This window comes from Nocardia sp. CA-119907 (assembly GCF_050955995.1).
Taxonomy (GTDB): Bacteria; Actinomycetota; Actinomycetes; order Mycobacteriales; family Mycobacteriaceae; genus Nocardia.
The window spans coordinates 8343542-8359770 of record NZ_CP192091.1 but is presented as its reverse complement, the minus strand read 5'-3'; the positions used below and the strand labels follow the sequence as shown (position 1 = coordinate 8359770).

Below are 16229 nucleotides of genomic sequence, written 5' to 3'. Positions count from 1 at the left end.
GCCGTTGAGACCGGCGTCCGCGCGGTGGTCTCTGCATCTTTTCAACTATTTTACGAGCCCTGAATGTTCCAGACTTCTGTGGCTGCCGTCACATCGGCGAAATCCCGGAAATCTTTCGGTTCCCGCCCCAGCGCCCGCCGTACGCCATCTCCGGTTTTGGAATTTCTACCGTCCAATACCGTGCCGAACAGGTAGTCGAGCAGGCTGACCACATCGGCGGGAACCTGGTATTCGGTCAGCGCCGCGACGAAATCGGTGCGCGAGATCGGGATGAACTCGATCGCACGTCCCGTCGCCGCGGCGATCTCGGCGACCGCCTCGGCGAAGGTAAGCGACCTCGGTCCGGTCAGTTCGTAGAGTTCGCCGCTATGTCCGTCCTCGGTCAGCGCGGCGACGGCGACATCGGCGATATCGTCGGCGTGCACGAACGGTTCCGGCACATCGCCATTGGGCAGCGCCACCGCACCGGCGAGGATGTATTCGAGGAAGGCGCCCTCGCTGAAATTCTGTGCGAAGAAGCTGCAGCGCACGATGGTCCAGTCCAGCCCCGAGCCCTGCACTATCCGCTCACTCTGCTCGGCCTCCGGCTCGCCGCGACCGGAGAGCAGGACGAGCCTGCGCACCCCATTGGCCTTCGCCGCGTTGACGAATGCGCGGATGGTGTCGGGCGCGCCGGGCACCGCCAGATCCGGCTGGAATGCGATGTACACCGCGTCGACACCGAACAGCGCCGGTGTCCAGGTGCCGCGATCGGCCCAGTCGAACGGGATCTCGGCCGTGCGCGATCCGATTCGGACCGCGTGACCGGCCGCGCGGAGCCGGGCGACGACGCGGCCGCCGGTCTTGCCCGTGCCGCCGGTGACGAGGGTAAGACGCTGGTGAGAGCTGCTGTTGGTCATGTTCTCAGTACATCGGCGTCGGCCGCGACGAAACATAGTTCAGCGGCTCGTGATCATGCGTCAGCGTCTACTGTTGATGTGTGGATGCGCTCGCCAGTCTGCTCGAAGGTCCACGCGCCCGAGGTGCGTTCGTCATGTGTTCACTGCTCGATGCGCCGTGGTCGCTGCGCATCCAGGACCGGGCACCGCTGACGGTGGTCTCGATGATCCGCGGTACGGCCTGGATCATGACCGATGCGGCCGGCAGTAAGCCACGGGAGCTGAGCGCTGGCGATATCGCGATCTTCCGCGGTCCCGAGCCGTATACAGTCGCCGACGATCCGGCCACCGAACCGCAGATATTCATCGATCCGGGCAATGTCACCAAGACGGCCGACGGTGAAATCCTCTGCGAGACACTGAGTCTCGGTGTGCGTCAGTGGGGGACCGATGCGAACGGTGCCACGCTGATGGTGACCGGCACCTATGAGTCCGCGGGCGCGGCCAGTCAGCGGCTGCTGCGTGCCCTGCCGCCGGTAATCGTGCTGCAGCGCGGCGATTTCGATACCCGGCTGCTCGACATCCTGGTCGACGAGGCCACCAAGGACGAGCCCGCGCAGGGCGCCGTACTGGACCGGCTGCTCGATATGGTGCTGATCGCGGCCCTGCGCGCCTGGTTCGCCCGTAATGACGCGCCCGCCTGGTATCACGCCTATAGCGATCCGCTGGTCGGCAAGGCGCTGCGCCTGCTGCAGCACAATCCCGCGCACGGCTGGACGGTCGCCAGCCTGGCCGACGCGGTCGGTGTCTCGCGGGCCGCGCTGGCCCGCCGCTTCACCGATCTGGTCGGTGAGCCGCCCATGTCTTTCCTCACCGAATGGCGCCTGGCCCTGGCCGCGGACCTGCTGCAGGAATCCGATGCCACCATCGAATCCATTGCCCGCCAGGTCGGTTACGGCAGCGCGTTCGCCCTGAGTACGGCGTTCAAACGCCACTTCGGCGTGAGTCCGCGCGACCACCGGCAGGGCACCACCCCGGCTGAGCTATCGTCGGCCGGGTGACGCAGCAGTATCCAGTCCTCTGGCCGGTGCCGACCCGCTGGGCCGATAACGACCACTACGGCCACGTGAACAACGTGACGTACTACTCGTACTTCGACACCGCGGTCAATGCCTGGCTGATGCACGCCACCGGCACGGATATCCGCGAACTGCCGGCCCTCGGCGTGGTCGCCCAGACCTCCTGCCAGTACCACGGCTCGCTCAGCTTCCCGGACCAACTCGAGGTCGGCCTGCGCATCTCCCGCCTCGGCCGCTCCAGCATCACCTACGACCTCGCTATCTTCCGCAAGGACGGCGACGCCCTCGAACTCGCCGCCACCGGCACCTTCGTCCACGTCTACGTGGACAACGAAACCCGCAAGCCAGTAGAAATCCCCGAAATAATCCGCACCGCCGCCACCACCCTCCTCACCGACTGACCCGCGCCGGACGATGCGGTGGCCGAAGACCTTGTAGGACACTACTTCCATGGCTGATCAGCGAGTATTGACTGCTTCGGTGCACCGGGAAGAGGACTGGTATGTCGCGCGGTGCCTCGAGGTCGATGTCGCCAGTCAGGGCCAGACGATCGAGGAGGCCCTGAGCAATCTGCGTGAAGCGGTCGCGCTCTACCTCGCTGAGACGCCAGAACCCCAGCTAACGGCCACGCCATTGGTGACTTCATTCCAGGTTCCCGGTACTGCGGCGTGAGCCCGGCGCTGTCGGACCTTCCGGTGCGGAAGGTCTTGCGGGTCTTGGAATCTAACGATTCTTCGACAAAAGACGGGTACCGGACGACTGGGGTGAACTACGGGAGATCACTCGTGATTGCTCGTGGTTCGGGACACCTTCACGCTCCACCTATGACGTCGTAGCTGTTATCGCTCGCCGAGGAAGAGGGCGGCGAGCCGCGGCAGGCGAGCATGCATCTCTGCGGTGTCGTCGAACTCGAACTTCTCGCCCATGTCGTGCTCGGCCTTCTCGGCTCCCTGCTGACGGGCTTCCAGGGTCTCCCAGAAGGAACATTCGTCGTTGGCGAGCCGCGCATATGCGGTGGCGCAGACGAACCCGAACATCTCGTAGAACAGGGTGTAGTCATTGCCTTCGGCCGCGGCCTTGATCACCGCGGGGTGGTCGGCCAGGCTGTCGGGAGACTCCGTGACTCGCTCGAACCAGTCCCTGCCCAATGCGATCACTCCGGCACGGAAGTCGGTGAAGCTGTCGTCGGAGCATCCGCCGCCGATCAGGTACGCCGCCGCCCAGATGTCCCACCGGCAGATGATCGCGTCGATCGCGTCGAGGCGTTCCTGGAAGTCGAGGATAGCCTCCAGTGATCCCCCCGCTATCAGTCGATCAACCAGTGCCTCGTGTGCTGGCTTGTGACCGGCCAGGGCTGATTCGACGAGACTCCAGAATTCGTCCATGCTCACGGCCGCGAACACTGCCATACAGATCCCGGATGCCACTCCCGAGGGGTGCCGAGAACCGATCGGTTACGAACACATGCGAACGGCTGGCAGTCACGCTGTCTATCGTCGCGAAGACGGCAGGAACCATGGTCGTGCCGGCTCTCCGAGAGCTGGCTCCTCATGCCGAAGTCCAGAAAATGTAGGGAAACTCGCCGACTAGCCCCAGTATCGGGCCCACCGACCGCCACTCCGCATCGAATCGCTACGCGATACCGCGCTCATATCACTATCTTGAAACCCTGATTGCACTCGAGGTCAAGGGAATTCGCGCGATCAGGCGCGTGAACGATCGGCGGATCCGGCCAGCCGATCCAGCAGCGGAGCCGTGCGCGGCCCGACGAATTGCTGCATCACCAATGCCATATTGGTGCGTTCCACCCCAGGGATCTTCAATATCTGCCCGGCAATTCGGTACAGGTCGTCCGCATCCTGCGCCACGACCCGCACGGTGAGATCTGTCAGCCCGGTCATGCCACACACTTCGGTCACCTCCGGCACCCGGGCGAGTTCGCCGACCACCGAATCCAATCGATGCTGATCGACGACGACGGCGACGAAAGCTGCCAGCGGGTAGCCCAGCGCCTGCGGTTGCACTCGACGTTCGAAGCTGGCGAGCACACCGCTCGCCTCCCAGCGCGACAGTCGCGCCTGCACGGTATTGCGGGACAACCCGAGCCGGGTTGCCAGCTCGACGCCGGTCGCGCGTGGGTTGGCGACCAGCTCGAGCAACAGCCGCGCGTCGGTGGCGTCCAGGGGCACGTCGGCGGGTTCTCTACTGGTCATACAACGCAGTATGACACCAGTTCGGTGGAGAGATTTGGGCATTCTGCTCACTCGGGTGGAGATCACTTGCGCACTTCGCCTCCTCGTGGATGCTATGTGATATAGGGCACACCCGCCCGGCTCGCGGTCAGGAGGCGATCCCGAATGACGAACAAGTCCGAGTACCCGGTTCAGTTGGTCCAACCCGACGGCCGTCGCGTGTTCGATCGCGAGCATGCCGCCCTGATCACCGATATCGGGCCCGAACAGTTGCGCGCGCTGTACCAGGACCTGGTCGTGACCCGTCGGATCGACGTCGAGGCAACCGCGCTGCAACGGCAGGGTCAGCTCGGCTTGTGGGCGCCGATGCTCGGGCAGGAGGCCGCGCAGGTCGGCTCGGCGCACGCCTTGAACCCCGACGATTACGTCTTCTGCAGCTACCGCGAGCACGCCGTGGCCTACTGCCGCGGCGTCCATCCCACCGAACTGACCCGGATGTGGCGCGGGGTCGCGCACTCCTGCTGGGATCCCGGCGCGGTCAACATGACCAACCCGAATATCATTGTCGGCTCGCAGGGCCTGCACGCGACCGGCTACGCCTACGCCGCCCACCTCGACGGCGCGGAGATCGCGACCATCGCCTACTTCGGTGACGGTGCGTCCAGTCAGGGCGATCTCGCCGAGGCGCTCGGCTTCGCCGCGAGTTGGAGCGCGGCAGTGGTGTTCTTCTGTCAGAACAATCATTGGGCGATCAGTTCCCCGGTCCGCATTCAGAGCGCGACCCCGATCGCGCGGCGCGCCTACGGATATGGGATTCCGGGTGTGCAGGTCGACGGCAACGATGTACTCGCCGTGCTCGCGGTCACCCGACAGGCCGCCGCGCGGGCCAGGACCGGTGGCGGTCCCTCCTTCATCGAAGCCCTCACCTATCGGATGGGCCCGCACACCACCGCCGACGATCCGACGCGCTACCGCTCCGCCGCCGAGACCGAGGAGTGGGCCCGCCGCGACCCGATCGAGCGAATGCGCAAGTTGCTGGAGCGAGAGACGCTGTGGGACGAGGCATTCGAGCGAGAGGTCGCCGCGCGCGCGGATGAAGTCGCGCACCAGGTGCGCACCGCGACCATCGATATGCCGGATCCGGCACCGTCGCAGCTGTTCGATCACGTCTATGCCACCTCGCATCCGCTCATCAGCCAAGAGCGTGGCGAGTACGCGGCGTACCTGGCCGGTGATCCCGGCGAGGCCACCGCGCGACCGGAAGGAGTTCCCAGATGATCACGACCTTCGCCGCCGCACTCAATGCCGGGCTGCGACGGGCCATGGACGACGACCCGAAGGTCGTGCTGATGGGGGAGGATATCGGTCGCCTCGGCGGGGTGTTCCGGGTGACCGACACTCTGCAGAAGGATTTCGGGAACAACCGCGTCATCGATACGCCGCTGGCCGAATCCGGCATTGTCGGAACGGCTTTCGGTATGGCGCTGCGCGGCTGGCGGCCGGTCTGCGAGATCCAGTTCGACGGCTTCGTCTATCCGGCCTTCGACCAGATCGTCTCGCATGTCGCCAAGATCCACTATCGGACGCAGGGAAAGGTGATCGCGCCCATCACGATTCGCATTCCGTTCGGCGGTGGAATCGGTTCGGTGGAGCATCACTCCGAGTCGCCCGAGGCGTATTTCGCGCACACCGCCGGACTGCGCGTCGTGACACCGAGCAATCCCGCCGACGCGTATTCCATGATCCGCCAGGCGATCGCGCTCGATGATCCGGTGATCTTCTTCGAACCCAAGCGGCGCTACTGGGATAAGGCCGAGGTCGACTTCGATGCCGACGCGCTGCCGCTGCACCGGGCCCGCGTCGTCGCCGATGGTGACGACGCCACCATCGTCGCCTATGGCGGCACCGTTGCTTCCGCCATCACCGCCGCGAAAATCGCTGCGGAGGAAGGTCATTCGCTCGAGGTGATCGATCTGCGCAGTCTCTCGCCGATCGACTTCGACACCATCGAGGCATCGGTGGCCAAGACCGGCAGGCTGATCGTGACGCACGAGGCGCCGGTCTTCGCCGGACTCGGCGCCGAGATCGCCGCGCGGATCACCGAACGCTGCTTCTACTACCTGGAGGCGCCGGTACTGCGCGTCGGTGGATTCGACATCCCCTACCCCCCGGCTAAGCTCGAAAAGCACCACCTGCCCGATCCGGACCGCATTCTCGCCGCGGTCGATCGCTCGCTCGCCGCCTGACTACCGCTCACTGAGAGGTGCCCAGTGGAAGATCGCGCTCCCGCCGACGATCAGGGCCATATCCTGGAATTCCGACTACCCGATCTCGGCGAGGGACTCGCTGACGCGGAGTTGGTGTCGTGGTCGGTGGGTATCGGCGAGACGGTACAGCTGAATCAGACGATCGCCGAGGTGGAGACGGCCAAGGCGGTGGTGTCGCTGCCCTCGCCCTTCTCGGGCACGGTGGTCGAATTGCTCGCCGAACCCGGCCAGACGATCGCGGTGGGCGCGCCGTTGATCCGGGTGCGCAATGACCTGGAGATGGCGGCCGCGCAGGAGGGGGCGAACGGGCGGACCTCGGTACTGGTGGGGTACGGGCCCGAAGGGGAGCCGGTGTCCCGGAGACGGCGGCCCGCATCAGCAGAATCTGCTGCGCCGCAGGATGATTCACAGGTTGCCACCGGAAAATCCGGCGGGCTCGGGGCAAGCGATAGGTCAGAGATGCGCCGAGCCGCAGCCACCCCGGCGGCACGCAAACTAGCCAAGGAACTCGGGCTCGACCTCTGGTATATCGCGGGTTCGGGCCCCGATGGCGCGGTGACGGTCGATGACGTGCGCGGCGCGGTCCCGGTATCGCAGCCGCGGGCCGTGGCGAACAGCATCGGCGACCAGGCCACCACAACACCCGCGCCGCCCTCGGTCACGGATCCGAACGCGGGGATCATTCGGCCCGCCGTTCGCGAGGAACGCATGCCGGTCAGCGGGATTCGCAAACGCACCGCTGCCGCAATGGTGATAAGTGCCCGCACCATCCCGCAGGCCAGCACCTTCGTCACCATCGATTTCACCGCGTCGATGGAATTGCTCGATCACCTGCGCACCACCAAATCCTTCGAGGGCCTGACCCTGACGCCGCTGGCCCTGGTCGCCAGGTCGGTGCTCGCCGCGCTCGCGGAGTATCCCGGTATCAACGCGTTCTGGGACGAGGCGAATCAACAGATCGTCACCAAGCACTACGTGAACCTCGGCATCGCGGTGGCCACCGAACGCGGTCTGATGGTGCCCAATCTCAAGGAAGCCCAGGCATTGAGCCTGCGCGATCTGTGCCGCGAAATCGGCTGGCTGGCCGAGACCGCCCGTTCCGGCGCTGCCACGCCGACGGATCTGCGCGGCGGCACCTTCACCATTACCAATGTCGGCGTCTTCGGTGTCGACACCGGTGTTCCGCTGGTCAACCCGGGAGAGGCGGCCATCCTGTGCCTCGGCTCGATCCGTAAGCGCCCGTGGGTATTTCGCGATGAGCTCGCCGTTCGCTGGGTGACCACCCTCGGTATCAGCTTCGACCACCGGATGATCGACGGTGAGCTCGCCTCCCGGTTCCTCGCGACCGTCGCCGGATTGCTCGAGGACCCGTTGACATTGCTGAGTCGCATGTAAGCGGAGCGCAGGCGCGGTTGCACCCTGCGGAGGCTGCCGCTGCACCCCGAAGTTCAGGGCAGGCCGCTCAGCCCCAGCCGCACTGTCTTTCAGCTCGTGCTATCCCCGAAAAGACGTCAGCCTTGGCGGTGAGCAAGGACTTGGCGGACGAGCAGACCCACGACCAGGGCCCAGAAGGCCGCCCCGATGCCGAGGAACCCGACGCCGGAGGCGGCGATCAGGAAGGTGACGACACCCGCCTCGCGGTGTTGTTCGGACTTCAGCGCACCGGCCAGCGCCGCGGCGAGGGTGGCCAGGAGGGCGAGTCCGGCAACGGTTTCCAGAGTGCCCTTGGGGGCAGTGGCGATCAGCGTGACGAGCGCGGCCGAGCCGAGGGCGAGGACCAGGTACGTGGCGCCGGCGGTACATGCCGCGATCCAGCGGCGCCGCGGATCCGGGTGTGCGGCCGGAGCCGCCGAAAGCGCGGCGCTGATCGCGGCCAGGTTGATGGCGTGGCCGCCCGCGGGTGCGCCGAGGATGGTGCCGATACCGGTGACGGTCATCGAAGCGCGCCATGGCACTTGGTAATCGAAGGACTTCATCACGGCGGTGCCGGGAATGTTCTGGGAGGCCATGGTGACGATGTAGACCGGGATGGCGATGCCGATCACCGCCTGCCAACTCCATTGCGGCACGGTCAATTCGAGCGAGGGCGCCATGGCGGCGAGATCGAGATGTTTGTGCTGCACCGCGATGCTGATGCCCGCCCCGATCGCGGCGGTGGCGAAGGCCGCGATCACCGCCGAGCGCTTGGCGAATCGCTGCAGCACCAGCCACACCACGATCACCGGGACGACTACCGCCGGACTGGTCTGCACGGCCTTCACCGGCGCGAGACACAGCGGCAGCAGCACTCCGGCGAGCATGGCCTGCGCGATCTCCACCGGAATCGCGGCGACCAGATTGCCGAGTCGCTGCCAGAGTCCGGTGATCACGATCAGCACTCCGGTGATCGCGAACGCGCCGACCGCCGCCGCCCAGCCACCGGCGACCGCGCCCGTGCTGGCGAGCAGTGCCGCGCCCGGTGTCGACCAGGCCAGTGTGATGGGCAGCCGATACCGGTAACTCAGCAGCATCATGCCGATGGCCTGGGTCACGCAGAGCGCCAAGAGTCCCGATGCCGCCTGCGCCGAGGTGGCGCCCACCGCGGTCAAACCGCTGAGCACTACCGCGAATGCGCTGGTGAACCCAACCAACGCGGTCACGACACCCGCGGCGAGCGGCTGGGAGAGCCGCACCTTCGCGGTAGCCGATGCTGCTGGCGAGGGTTCGGCGAGCGCCGGAGAAAGCCTGGACATTTCAGGGATCCTCCCCGGTCATCAGTCCAGTTGTCACAGCCAGTCGCTCGAAACTGGACTGAATTGCCGAAGCTCACACCCACACGAGGGTGTGCGCAGCCGGCAGAAAGGGATGTTGTCTACCCGCCGGTACCTTTCATGGCGCACTGACATCTGTGCTAGGGAATGCGTAGGGTGAGGAATGTCGGTGCTCGTAGGGTACGGATTCAGAACTAGGAGCTTTGTTGGGCGCGGTACTGATCTCGACGAATGAACTTCGGGAAGTATTGGCGGACAAGCGGGTTCGTCTACTCGATGTGCGGTGGGCGCTGGGCGATCCGGACGGCCCGCAGCATTATCTGCGAGGGCATATCCCGGGCGCGGTCTTCGTCGACCTGGAAACCGAACTGGCGGCGCCACCGTCACCGGCGCGTGGGCGGCATCCGCTGCCCGATCCGACGCAGCTGGAGAAGTGCGCGCGCAGCTGGGGTGTGTGCAACGGCGATCGGGTGGTCGTCTACGACGCGACCGGCGGTATGGCCGCGGCCAGGGCCTGGTGGCTGTTGCGCTGGGCCGGGATCGTGGATGTGCGCATTCTCGACGGCGGCCTGCCCACATGGATCGGTGCGGGCGGCGACATCGCCACCGGCGCGGAGCCCGATCCTGAACTCGGTGATGTCGAGTTGAACCCGGGCCAGATGCCGGTCATCGATGCCGACGCGGCTGCCAAATGGTCCGGCGTACTGCTGGATGCGCGTGCGGGCGAACGCTATCGCGGCGAGGTGGAGCCGGTTGATCCGCAGGCCGGACACATTCCGGGCGCGATCAGCGCACCGACCGCGGACAATCTCGACGCCAACGGACGATTCCATGCCCTGGACGCATTGCGGGATCGGTTCGCCGCCTTCGGTTCCGGGCCGGTCGCGGTCTACTGCGGGTCCGGCGTCACCGCGGCGCACCAGGTCGCGGCGCTCGCCGCCGTCGGCATCGAGGCGGCCCTGTACCCGGGTTCGTGGTCGCAGTGGTCGAACGACCCGAAGCGTCCGGTCGCCACCGGGCCCGAATCCGGCTCCATTCGAGTTCCGGCGCGGTAGAGGTTCCCGAGACGTACGCACCCGGGTTGTCGTGGGACAGTGGGCGCGAATCACGGGCAGGTGCGGGCGATATCGTTCAGCACCGCGCTGTCCGCGGCCGTCACTGGCAGGTCGTACCGGACCGCGACGGTGAGGTACTTGCCCGCATAGAGGCAATGGTTCGCTCGTGCGGGCGGTAGCCATTGGGACGGCGTGCTGTCACCCTTGACCTGATTGGCGCTCGCAGCGGTGGCCAGTAGATTCGCATCGATATCGTTGGCGAACCGCACCCGCCGCTCGCGCGGCCAGTACGCCGCACCCATATCCCAGGCCGCGGCCAGCGGGTAGATGTGGTCGATCTGGATGTCGCCCGCATCGGCTTTGGTGAAGGTGATCCGGTTGCCGGTGTACGGATCGTCGAGCCTGCCCGCCGTGACCACACAGTTGTTGGTGCCGGACCGAAAGCTCACCTCGGTCAGCTGTCTGCGCAGCACGTTGTTGCGGGTGTCGCAGCCGTCGTGTCCACCGGGTCCGTCATAATCATCGGTCCAGGACGGACCGAATACGCACCCCTGACCCACCTGACATCCGCGCTCATAACCACCCGGCCGCCCACGCGTGGCGACGACCCGTACGGAGACGAGCAAATGCTCGAGCTGTACCCGGCTCGCGCTGCCCGGTGTGGGCGCGACCGGTTCGGTGCTCAGGTCGGCACATGCAGGCATGGCGAGCAGCGCCACTGCGAGCGGGGCACACATCGTGCGCATGGCACGCACTGTGAGCAGGGCAGGCAGCCATCGTCGAATGTCGGCACGCACAGTGCCAGATGTACCGGCATGCACCGACATTCGTAGCACCCAGCCGGAGCGCCTTCACCAGAGGAGCCGGTCAGGGCTCACAACCAGGCGCGCGCCAGCAGTTCGTCATTGGCGACTTCGCTCGTCCGCGGTGGGAATCTGGTCGCCGATATGGACTCCGGGTGCGCGCCATCGTGCCCGATCAGCCACGAGCCGCCGCGCTCCTCGCATTCGGCGATCTTCGCGAAGGTGTTGAGCAGGAACGTGACCGCCTCACGTGGGTCCAAGGTTCGGGCCAGACGCTGAGATTCTCCGGGACGCGACAGATCCAGCCAGACGCCGGATTGGCCGTCGAGTCGCATACCGACGATCTTGTCGGCATTGACGAAGGTGAATTTGCGCCGTTCCCACGGCGTAGTCGGCGTGAAGCTCTGCTCGAGTACCTGGAGCAGAATCGTCATGCTTTGCCCTCCGCTTCCGTTGACACCAACTGCGGTTCTCGTGCGATGACCAGCGGATATACCAGTATTCTCCGAATTTTGTCCAAGTGGTAGCGATCAGTCCATCTAGTCCGGGTCAGAGACTGGTTCGTGTCCAGCCGGTATCGCTGTGTCCAATCTATCTCTGTCTGTCCCGGCATCCTGGAAACTATCGTTGACCAGCGATGTCGCGCCCGTCAGGTGTTCGTGTCCGCGATGCGCGATCGGTCGGGATGCGCTCGACTTCGCCGGGTAGGTGTCGCGAAACGCGTCGCGGACGGTTGCCGCATCCGGTACGTCCCGCCCTTCGATTCCGGAGACCACCTCGGCGACGCGCCAGAAGTTCGACGGGACCAGGCGGCCGGAAATCACGGCCGTAAGCGTGACGTCAGCCGCCTCGTCCGGCTTATCGGCCGCGACTAGGGCCAAGCCCAGATCGACGCGCGCCGTCGCGATTCGGCGCGGCCGAACCGACGCAGCGCCCGCGAGATCGGCAAGGACATTCCGCGCATACGCTTCGGCGGCGGGATCCCCGATCCATGACAACGTCGTCGCTACATAGGCATCGGACTTCGCAGGGTCATAGCGGAAATGGTGTTCGGGTCGATCGGGGACGCGCATCCCGGACACCAGCCTGGCGACCTTGCGCAGCGCCCCGTATGTGCCCGGGCCGTCCCCGAGCCGCGACAACGCGCGGCCCTCCTGTGCGGTCGCTTGGATGTAGGCAGAGCTATTCGCCGGGGCGATAGCCTGCGCGGCGCGTGACAGTTCAGCGGCTACGGCGAACTCACCATCGATGAGCTGTTGCCAGGCGCGTGTTTCCAGGCACCACGCCGAAATCTCCGGGTGGTTCGCTTCGTCGGCGATATCGCGGGCCACGCGTAGCCGCGCCGCTGCGGCCGACAGTTCACCCAGGTCGATATGGCAGGTACCCGCCAGCAAGGACAGCCAACCGGCTGCGACCAGGAGACGCCGATGTTGGATCAAGGTCTTCTTGCCGTCCATCAAGCGTGCGGCATAGCCGAGATGCCGCCGGATATCGTCCAGCAGTTCACCGGGCGGATTGGTCGAGTACGCCGACGCCAGATCGTCGACAGCCAGTTCTAGGCGGTCGAGGGTGTCACCACCGACATCCGATGCGGCCACGCGCCGAATCCACTCCGCACCAGCCCGCTCGCCGTCTGCCGATTCGCCCAACGCGGACTCGTACGCGGCGATGACAGCGGCGGGCACAGCATTATTGCCGGACTCGATCAACGACAGACCAGTGGTTTCGCCACCGCCATGTGTCATGTCTGCGATGCGACCGAATCGCCCGCGCTCATGTCCGGGTCGACGCGGCGAAGCGCTGATGCCAACCACTCGGATCTGCGATGCTCGGCTGGCATCGCGGCCAGCCCGTGTGTCGCTTCCTCGATTGCTTCGCCTGTGTACCCCAGCAGCGCCAGAACGCCGCCACGCTGCACGGCTCCGAATCCAGTGCTCCACCAGTACATCGACGCGGGGGCCTCGATGTCGTCCGCCCCTTCCGACGCAGCGTCGGCCAGAGCCAGCGCGCGTTGTGCTCGGCGCGTCTCTCCGTGCGATGCCAATAGCTCGGCTCGCCGCATCCGTCCGTAGGCCGTGATGACGGGGTGCGCATCCCGTACCGCCAGCGCGGCGTCCGACAGTGCGAGGACTTCGCCGTAGTTCCCCGCGCTGACAGTCACGTAGCCCAGAAAGCCCAGGCTGTGCGCAATCCGGTCCGGGTCGCGGGACTCCTTCGCCAGGCTCACTGCCGTGCCGAGGCTTCGCCGGGCGGCAGAGTCGGCTCCGATCGCGTGCTCCAGCCATCCCCGATACTGCGTGATCTCCGACGCGAGGCACGCTGCGTTGCTCCGTCCCGTACGCGCCTCACCGGCAAAGGCCTCGGCCATCTCGGCCATGCCCCGGACGGCCGGTAGAACCGTCAAAGCTCCTGCCGCATCCTCGATTCGGCGCGTAGCCGCCAGCATTACCGACACGTCGGACAGGGCGACGGGGTCGACGCTGGCTGGCGCTCGCGCCACCGCCGTCAGCCGCTCCAAGTCCGCGCCCAGCACCCTTTCGTAGGCAGCGACGACACCGGGAGGCACCGGGCGCTGGCCGGTCTCGATGAGTGACAGGTACGCCCGGCTGTAGTAGCTCCGCTCGGCCATAGCGCGCAGCGAGATACCCGCCGCCTCGCGAGCGGCGCGCATCAGCGCACCGGGTTCCATAAGACCAGCCTAACGTGCTCAGTGCTGTAGACGCCTGTGGACGCCGAGCTACTCCATTACCGAAAGTCGCACGCCTAGCGTGTTTTTCAGCCCCGCCGCCGGGTCGATGCCATGCCCTCATCGGCACCCCGGCGGTGGGTGCTCACCAATACGGACGGTTGAAGGGGGTCGTGAGATGGAACTGCCCGCGCGATTCGATGACGAAGACGCCAGGAAGCTGGCGATAGCTCCGGACGACGACGAGGGGTACAGCTATCTCCAGCGTGACGACGGGTCATGGTCACTGGTCGATAGCGACGGATGGGAAGTCGAGTTCGCCGAGCCCGACGCCGACGTGCTTTCGGCGATTGCAGCGGCGATGCGCGCGCCGATCGACGTAGACCCGCTGTCCGTCGTGGACAGCGAGACTCGATGAGCGGCGGATGGATCGTGCTCGGGTACGTCGTTGTGATCGGGCTGCCCTTGGCCGTGATCGTCGCGGTGACCTGCTGGCCCGAGCACATCCCGAAGGACCGCACGGTGAAGGCGATCCGAGCACGTATCGAGGATGAAGATCGCGACCGCTGAGCGATCCGACCGAGTTGCTTCGCCCGGAAAGTGGCCCAAACCCATTCCGCGCGAGCGTCACCCGACGATCCACGCACAGCGCGGCTGTCGGTGCCTCATGTCAGGCTTCAGAGTGGAACGACCCTGGCCGGAGGAGATCGATATGGCCGTGACCGACGACAAGCCCGAGGTGCGACTCGTTGCGCACTGCCGCCGATGCCACGGCTGGCTGGTATCCGCGGAATCGGTCTCGCAGGGGATCGGTCCGACCTGCGCGGTCCGTGAGCGCGCAGAGCAGCGCGCCACCGCGGCGCATGAGCTGACTCTCTTCGACATCGCGGCTTGAAGAGAAACAGTTCGGGAAGACGAGCGGTGGCCGATGGGTTTCACGCCTCGCTTACCCAGCTAGGCGAGACCGCCTGTCGTGAATCGATTCTCAACACCCGTCACACGCCGTGAGCCGACGGCGGCGTAGTGGCCGGTGGCCAATCTCGAGGTTCGATATTGGCAGGCATCTGAGTGACGTTGGCGTCCCAGTCGAACACTGGAGCCGGAGCGGGCGGTCCCCACTGCTTTGGGGCGACGAACGAGGTGACGCCGGAGAAAGTGGCGCCGAGGAACCGAGTGTCACCGGAGAATGCCGCGTGGTCGAAGGAGGTGATGCTGGAGAACGTGGCACCCCTGAACGAGGTGATGCTGCGAAACTTCGCTTCCTTGAACGAGGTCTCGCCGGAGAATGTCGCTTCTATGAACGTGGTGTCCCGGGTGAATGTCGCATTCCTGAAGGCGGTGTCGCCGGCGAACGTCGCTTTCTTGAACGAGGTGTCGCCGGCGAACGTCGCATTCCTGAACGCGGTGTCGCCGGAGAACGTCGCCTCCTTGAACCAGGCTTTGCCGCAGAACCTCGCGTGGTCGAACGAGGTGATGCCGGAGAACTTGGCACCCCCGAACGATGCGTCGTCGGTGAACGTCGCATCCTCGAACCGGACGTCGCCGGAGAACGTCGCGCCGTTGAAATCAGAGTCTTCAAAGTGTGCGGTGCAGAAGTCGAAATCGCTTGCAGACCAGCTATATTCAGCGTTGGGACGAAGATGTGCGACGATCGCCCGGACGATAGTTTTGCGGACTTCGCGGTCATTTTGCCGGTATTCGAAGTGCTGTTCTCGCTCCGAGCCAGCATCCGGGGTCGGGTGCTTGAGCACTTCCTTGGTCTGGTGGTTGCCGCCGAGTTCGGGTGTATAGGGCAGGCGGAGATATCCGCACAGCACGTCGACGCACTGCTGGCGGCGCAGCCCATCGGATTCGTCGGCGACACCGGCCATCGCGTACACCCCGGCTATGCGGACCGCGACATCGCTGGCGCCGAGCTGCGCGGCCGCAGCGCCGAACCGTTCCACGAACCGGCTCTGCTCGACATCCCGCTGGCGCCGGTAGGCGATCACCAACGCGACCACACCACCAACTCCGGCGACCACGGTCAGCGCGACCTTGGTGATATCAATCGGTGTGGCGGCCACATCGCTGGTGGGCGTGATCTTGTGCAGGACCCGGTAGGCGACAAATGCCACGGCTAGTCCGCCGCACAGCGCGCCGAAGACTGCGGAGAACAGTCCGATCCCTCCGACCCAGCGGCCGATTACTTTTCGGATCCCCGCGGCGCGGCGGCCGACTGCTTTGTTGCGCTCAACCACCCACTTGCGCATCGCTCGATTCTGGCCGAGACCCCTGTTGCGCGACCTGTTCGACACGCACGGGGAGTCGGTATGGCACGACACGGCAGCGCTCAACAGGCTGAAGGTTCTCCAGTCGGGTGCGGTGACCCGGAATTCCCGGGCACACTGGCCGTCAACGCTCGATGTGAAAACCGCATCTGACCTTGATATAAGCCCCTGACCAGCGGATATATCAACATGTTCCGGTTTTGTCCAGAAAACTGGGGAAACCGGGCCCGCCGTCGCCCGATCGTTGTC

General features: G+C 65.7%; 19 protein-coding genes. 10 read left to right on the top strand and 9 right to left on the bottom strand.

The features are described from left to right. Nucleotides 1-50 precede the first annotated feature (50 nt). Nucleotides 51-899, bottom strand: a complete 849-nt coding sequence (locus ACQP2D_RS37805; protein ID WP_433680707.1) for an SDR family oxidoreductase — start codon at nucleotides 897-899, stop codon at nucleotides 51-53. 80 nt (nucleotides 900-979) lie between these two features. On the opposite strand from ACQP2D_RS37805, the gene ACQP2D_RS37800 reads away from it, so the two are divergent. The 3 genes from ACQP2D_RS37800 to ACQP2D_RS37790 are packed head-to-tail and all read left to right on the top strand — an operon-like array spanning nucleotide 980 to nucleotide 2629. Next, nucleotides 980-1939, top strand: coding sequence for an AraC family transcriptional regulator (locus ACQP2D_RS37800; protein WP_433680706.1), 960 nt, complete (start codon nucleotides 980-982; stop codon nucleotides 1937-1939). Next, entirely contained in the window at nucleotides 1936-2358 is a 423-nt protein-coding gene (locus ACQP2D_RS37795) for an acyl-CoA thioesterase (protein WP_433680705.1), read from the top strand. The genes ACQP2D_RS37800 and ACQP2D_RS37795 overlap by 4 nt, the downstream gene beginning before the upstream one ends. Nucleotides 2359-2407: 49 nt before the next feature. Beyond that, the gene (locus ACQP2D_RS37790; RefSeq protein ID WP_433680704.1) at nucleotides 2408-2629 is read left to right on the top strand and encodes a type II toxin-antitoxin system HicB family antitoxin; all 222 of its coding nucleotides are present in this window, start codon (nucleotides 2408-2410) and stop codon (nucleotides 2627-2629) included. Between the two features lie 167 nt (nucleotides 2630-2796). On the opposite strand, the gene ACQP2D_RS37785 is transcribed toward ACQP2D_RS37790, so the two are convergent. Together ACQP2D_RS37785 and ACQP2D_RS37780 are read right to left on the bottom strand one after the other, a co-directional pair. Next, the gene (locus tag ACQP2D_RS37785) at nucleotides 2797-3366 is read right to left on the bottom strand and encodes a DUF4240 domain-containing protein (RefSeq protein WP_433680703.1); all 570 of its coding nucleotides are present in this window, start codon (nucleotides 3364-3366) and stop codon (nucleotides 2797-2799) included. Between the two features lie 294 nt (nucleotides 3367-3660). After that, nucleotides 3661-4170, bottom strand: a complete 510-nt coding sequence (locus ACQP2D_RS37780) for an Lrp/AsnC family transcriptional regulator (RefSeq protein WP_433680702.1) — start codon at nucleotides 4168-4170, stop codon at nucleotides 3661-3663. Nucleotides 4171-4314: 144 nt separating this feature from the next. On the opposite strand from ACQP2D_RS37780, the gene pdhA reads away from it, so the two are divergent. Genes pdhA through ACQP2D_RS37765 form a run of 3 tightly spaced genes read left to right on the top strand, consistent with a single transcriptional unit; the run spans nucleotide 4315 to nucleotide 7811 of the window. Beyond that, nucleotides 4315-5427 carry a pyruvate dehydrogenase (acetyl-transferring) E1 component subunit alpha gene (pdhA, locus tag ACQP2D_RS37775; protein ID WP_433680701.1) on the top strand — a complete coding sequence of 371 codons (1113 nt, stop codon included), beginning with the start codon at nucleotides 4315-4317 and terminating at the stop codon, nucleotides 5425-5427. Further along, nucleotides 5424-6395 (top strand): alpha-ketoacid dehydrogenase subunit beta, encoded by a 972-nt coding sequence (locus ACQP2D_RS37770; RefSeq protein WP_433680700.1) that lies wholly within the window; start codon nucleotides 5424-5426, stop codon nucleotides 6393-6395. Before pdhA ends, ACQP2D_RS37770 begins: the two co-directional genes overlap by 4 nt. 24 nt (nucleotides 6396-6419) lie before the next feature. Continuing rightward, nucleotides 6420-7811 (top strand): dihydrolipoamide acetyltransferase family protein, encoded by a 1392-nt coding sequence (locus tag ACQP2D_RS37765; RefSeq protein WP_433680699.1) that lies wholly within the window; start codon nucleotides 6420-6422, stop codon nucleotides 7809-7811. Nucleotides 7812-7927: 116 nt separating this feature from the next. Here ACQP2D_RS37765 and ACQP2D_RS37760 read toward each other — a convergent pair whose 3' ends face one another. Beyond that, nucleotides 7928-9148: a benzoate/H(+) symporter BenE family transporter gene (locus ACQP2D_RS37760; protein WP_433680698.1), complete on the bottom strand. Its 1221-nt coding sequence runs from the start codon at nucleotides 9146-9148 to the stop codon at nucleotides 7928-7930. 224 nt (nucleotides 9149-9372) lie between these two features. Between ACQP2D_RS37760 and ACQP2D_RS37755 the strand changes: the two genes are divergently transcribed. Continuing rightward, nucleotides 9373-10221, top strand: a complete 849-nt coding sequence (locus ACQP2D_RS37755) for a sulfurtransferase (protein ID WP_433680697.1) — start codon at nucleotides 9373-9375, stop codon at nucleotides 10219-10221. 50 nt (nucleotides 10222-10271) lie between these two features. Here the strand turns inward: ACQP2D_RS37755 and ACQP2D_RS37750 are convergent, their stop codons facing one another. The 4 genes from ACQP2D_RS37750 to ACQP2D_RS37735 form a co-directional block, all read right to left on the bottom strand. Then, entirely contained in the window at nucleotides 10272-10967 is a 696-nt protein-coding gene (locus ACQP2D_RS37750; RefSeq protein WP_433680696.1) for an HNH endonuclease family protein, read from the bottom strand. 128 nt (nucleotides 10968-11095) lie between these two features. Continuing rightward, nucleotides 11096-11458, bottom strand: a complete 363-nt coding sequence (locus ACQP2D_RS37745) for a hypothetical protein (protein ID WP_433680695.1) — start codon at nucleotides 11456-11458, stop codon at nucleotides 11096-11098. Between the two features lie 105 nt (nucleotides 11459-11563). After that, nucleotides 11564-12769: an XRE family transcriptional regulator gene (locus tag ACQP2D_RS37740; protein WP_433680694.1), complete on the bottom strand. Its 1206-nt coding sequence runs from the start codon at nucleotides 12767-12769 to the stop codon at nucleotides 11564-11566. After that, a complete protein-coding gene (locus ACQP2D_RS37735; RefSeq protein ID WP_433680693.1) occupies nucleotides 12766-13713 on the bottom strand; it encodes a helix-turn-helix domain-containing protein in 948 nt (315 codons plus the stop codon). Before ACQP2D_RS37735 ends, ACQP2D_RS37740 begins: the two co-directional genes overlap by 4 nt. Before the next feature lie 175 nt (nucleotides 13714-13888). Between ACQP2D_RS37735 and ACQP2D_RS37730 the strand changes: the two genes are divergently transcribed. From ACQP2D_RS37730 to ACQP2D_RS37720, 3 genes are all read left to right on the top strand, one after another. After that, nucleotides 13889-14128: a hypothetical protein gene (locus ACQP2D_RS37730; protein WP_433680692.1), complete on the top strand. Its 240-nt coding sequence runs from the start codon at nucleotides 13889-13891 to the stop codon at nucleotides 14126-14128. Further along, a complete protein-coding gene (locus ACQP2D_RS37725) occupies nucleotides 14125-14280 on the top strand; it encodes a hypothetical protein (RefSeq protein WP_433680691.1) in 156 nt (51 codons plus the stop codon). Before ACQP2D_RS37730 ends, ACQP2D_RS37725 begins: the two co-directional genes overlap by 4 nt. 142 nt (nucleotides 14281-14422) lie before the next feature. Further along, nucleotides 14423-14605 (top strand): DUF6011 domain-containing protein, encoded by a 183-nt coding sequence (locus ACQP2D_RS37720; RefSeq protein ID WP_433680690.1) that lies wholly within the window; start codon nucleotides 14423-14425, stop codon nucleotides 14603-14605. A gap of 100 nt (nucleotides 14606-14705) precedes the next feature. Here the strand turns inward: ACQP2D_RS37720 and ACQP2D_RS37715 are convergent, their stop codons facing one another. Further along, nucleotides 14706-15962: a pentapeptide repeat-containing protein gene (locus ACQP2D_RS37715; protein WP_433680689.1), complete on the bottom strand. Its 1257-nt coding sequence runs from the start codon at nucleotides 15960-15962 to the stop codon at nucleotides 14706-14708. Between the last annotated feature and the right edge of the window lie 267 nt (nucleotides 15963-16229).

What these genes read in the sequence shown, in the direction of transcription:
- ACQP2D_RS37805 (WP_433680707.1), bottom strand. Translation starts at nt 899, where the DNA reads ATGACCAACAGCAGCTCTCACCAGCGTCTTACCCTCGTCACCGGCGGC.
- ACQP2D_RS37720 (WP_433680690.1), top strand. Translation starts at nt 14,423, where the DNA reads ATGGCCGTGACCGACGACAAGCCCGAGGTGCGACTCGTTGCGCACTGC.
- ACQP2D_RS37735 (WP_433680693.1), bottom strand. Translation starts at nt 13,713, where the DNA reads ATGGAACCCGGTGCGCTGATGCGCGCCGCTCGCGAGGCGGCGGGTATC.
- ACQP2D_RS37730 (WP_433680692.1), top strand. Translation starts at nt 13,889, where the DNA reads ATGGAACTGCCCGCGCGATTCGATGACGAAGACGCCAGGAAGCTGGCG.
- ACQP2D_RS37780 (WP_433680702.1), bottom strand. Translation starts at nt 4,170, where the DNA reads ATGACCAGTAGAGAACCCGCCGACGTGCCCCTGGACGCCACCGACGCG.
- ACQP2D_RS37740 (WP_433680694.1), bottom strand. Translation starts at nt 12,769, where the DNA reads ATGACACATGGCGGTGGCGAAACCACTGGTCTGTCGTTGATCGAGTCC.
- ACQP2D_RS37785 (WP_433680703.1), bottom strand. Translation starts at nt 3,366, where the DNA reads ATGGCAGTGTTCGCGGCCGTGAGCATGGACGAATTCTGGAGTCTCGTC.
- pdhA (WP_433680701.1), top strand. Translation starts at nt 4,315, where the DNA reads ATGACGAACAAGTCCGAGTACCCGGTTCAGTTGGTCCAACCCGACGGC.
- ACQP2D_RS37715 (WP_433680689.1), bottom strand. Translation starts at nt 15,962, where the DNA reads ATGCGCAAGTGGGTGGTTGAGCGCAACAAAGCAGTCGGCCGCCGCGCC.
- ACQP2D_RS37750 (WP_433680696.1), bottom strand. Translation starts at nt 10,967, where the DNA reads ATGCGCACGATGTGTGCCCCGCTCGCAGTGGCGCTGCTCGCCATGCCT.
- ACQP2D_RS37790 (WP_433680704.1), top strand. Translation starts at nt 2,408, where the DNA reads ATGGCTGATCAGCGAGTATTGACTGCTTCGGTGCACCGGGAAGAGGAC.
- ACQP2D_RS37725 (WP_433680691.1), top strand. Translation starts at nt 14,125, where the DNA reads ATGAGCGGCGGATGGATCGTGCTCGGGTACGTCGTTGTGATCGGGCTG.
- ACQP2D_RS37745 (WP_433680695.1), bottom strand. Translation starts at nt 11,458, where the DNA reads ATGACGATTCTGCTCCAGGTACTCGAGCAGAGCTTCACGCCGACTACG.
- ACQP2D_RS37760 (WP_433680698.1), bottom strand. Translation starts at nt 9,148, where the DNA reads ATGTCCAGGCTTTCTCCGGCGCTCGCCGAACCCTCGCCAGCAGCATCG.
- ACQP2D_RS37770 (WP_433680700.1), top strand. Translation starts at nt 5,424, where the DNA reads ATGATCACGACCTTCGCCGCCGCACTCAATGCCGGGCTGCGACGGGCC.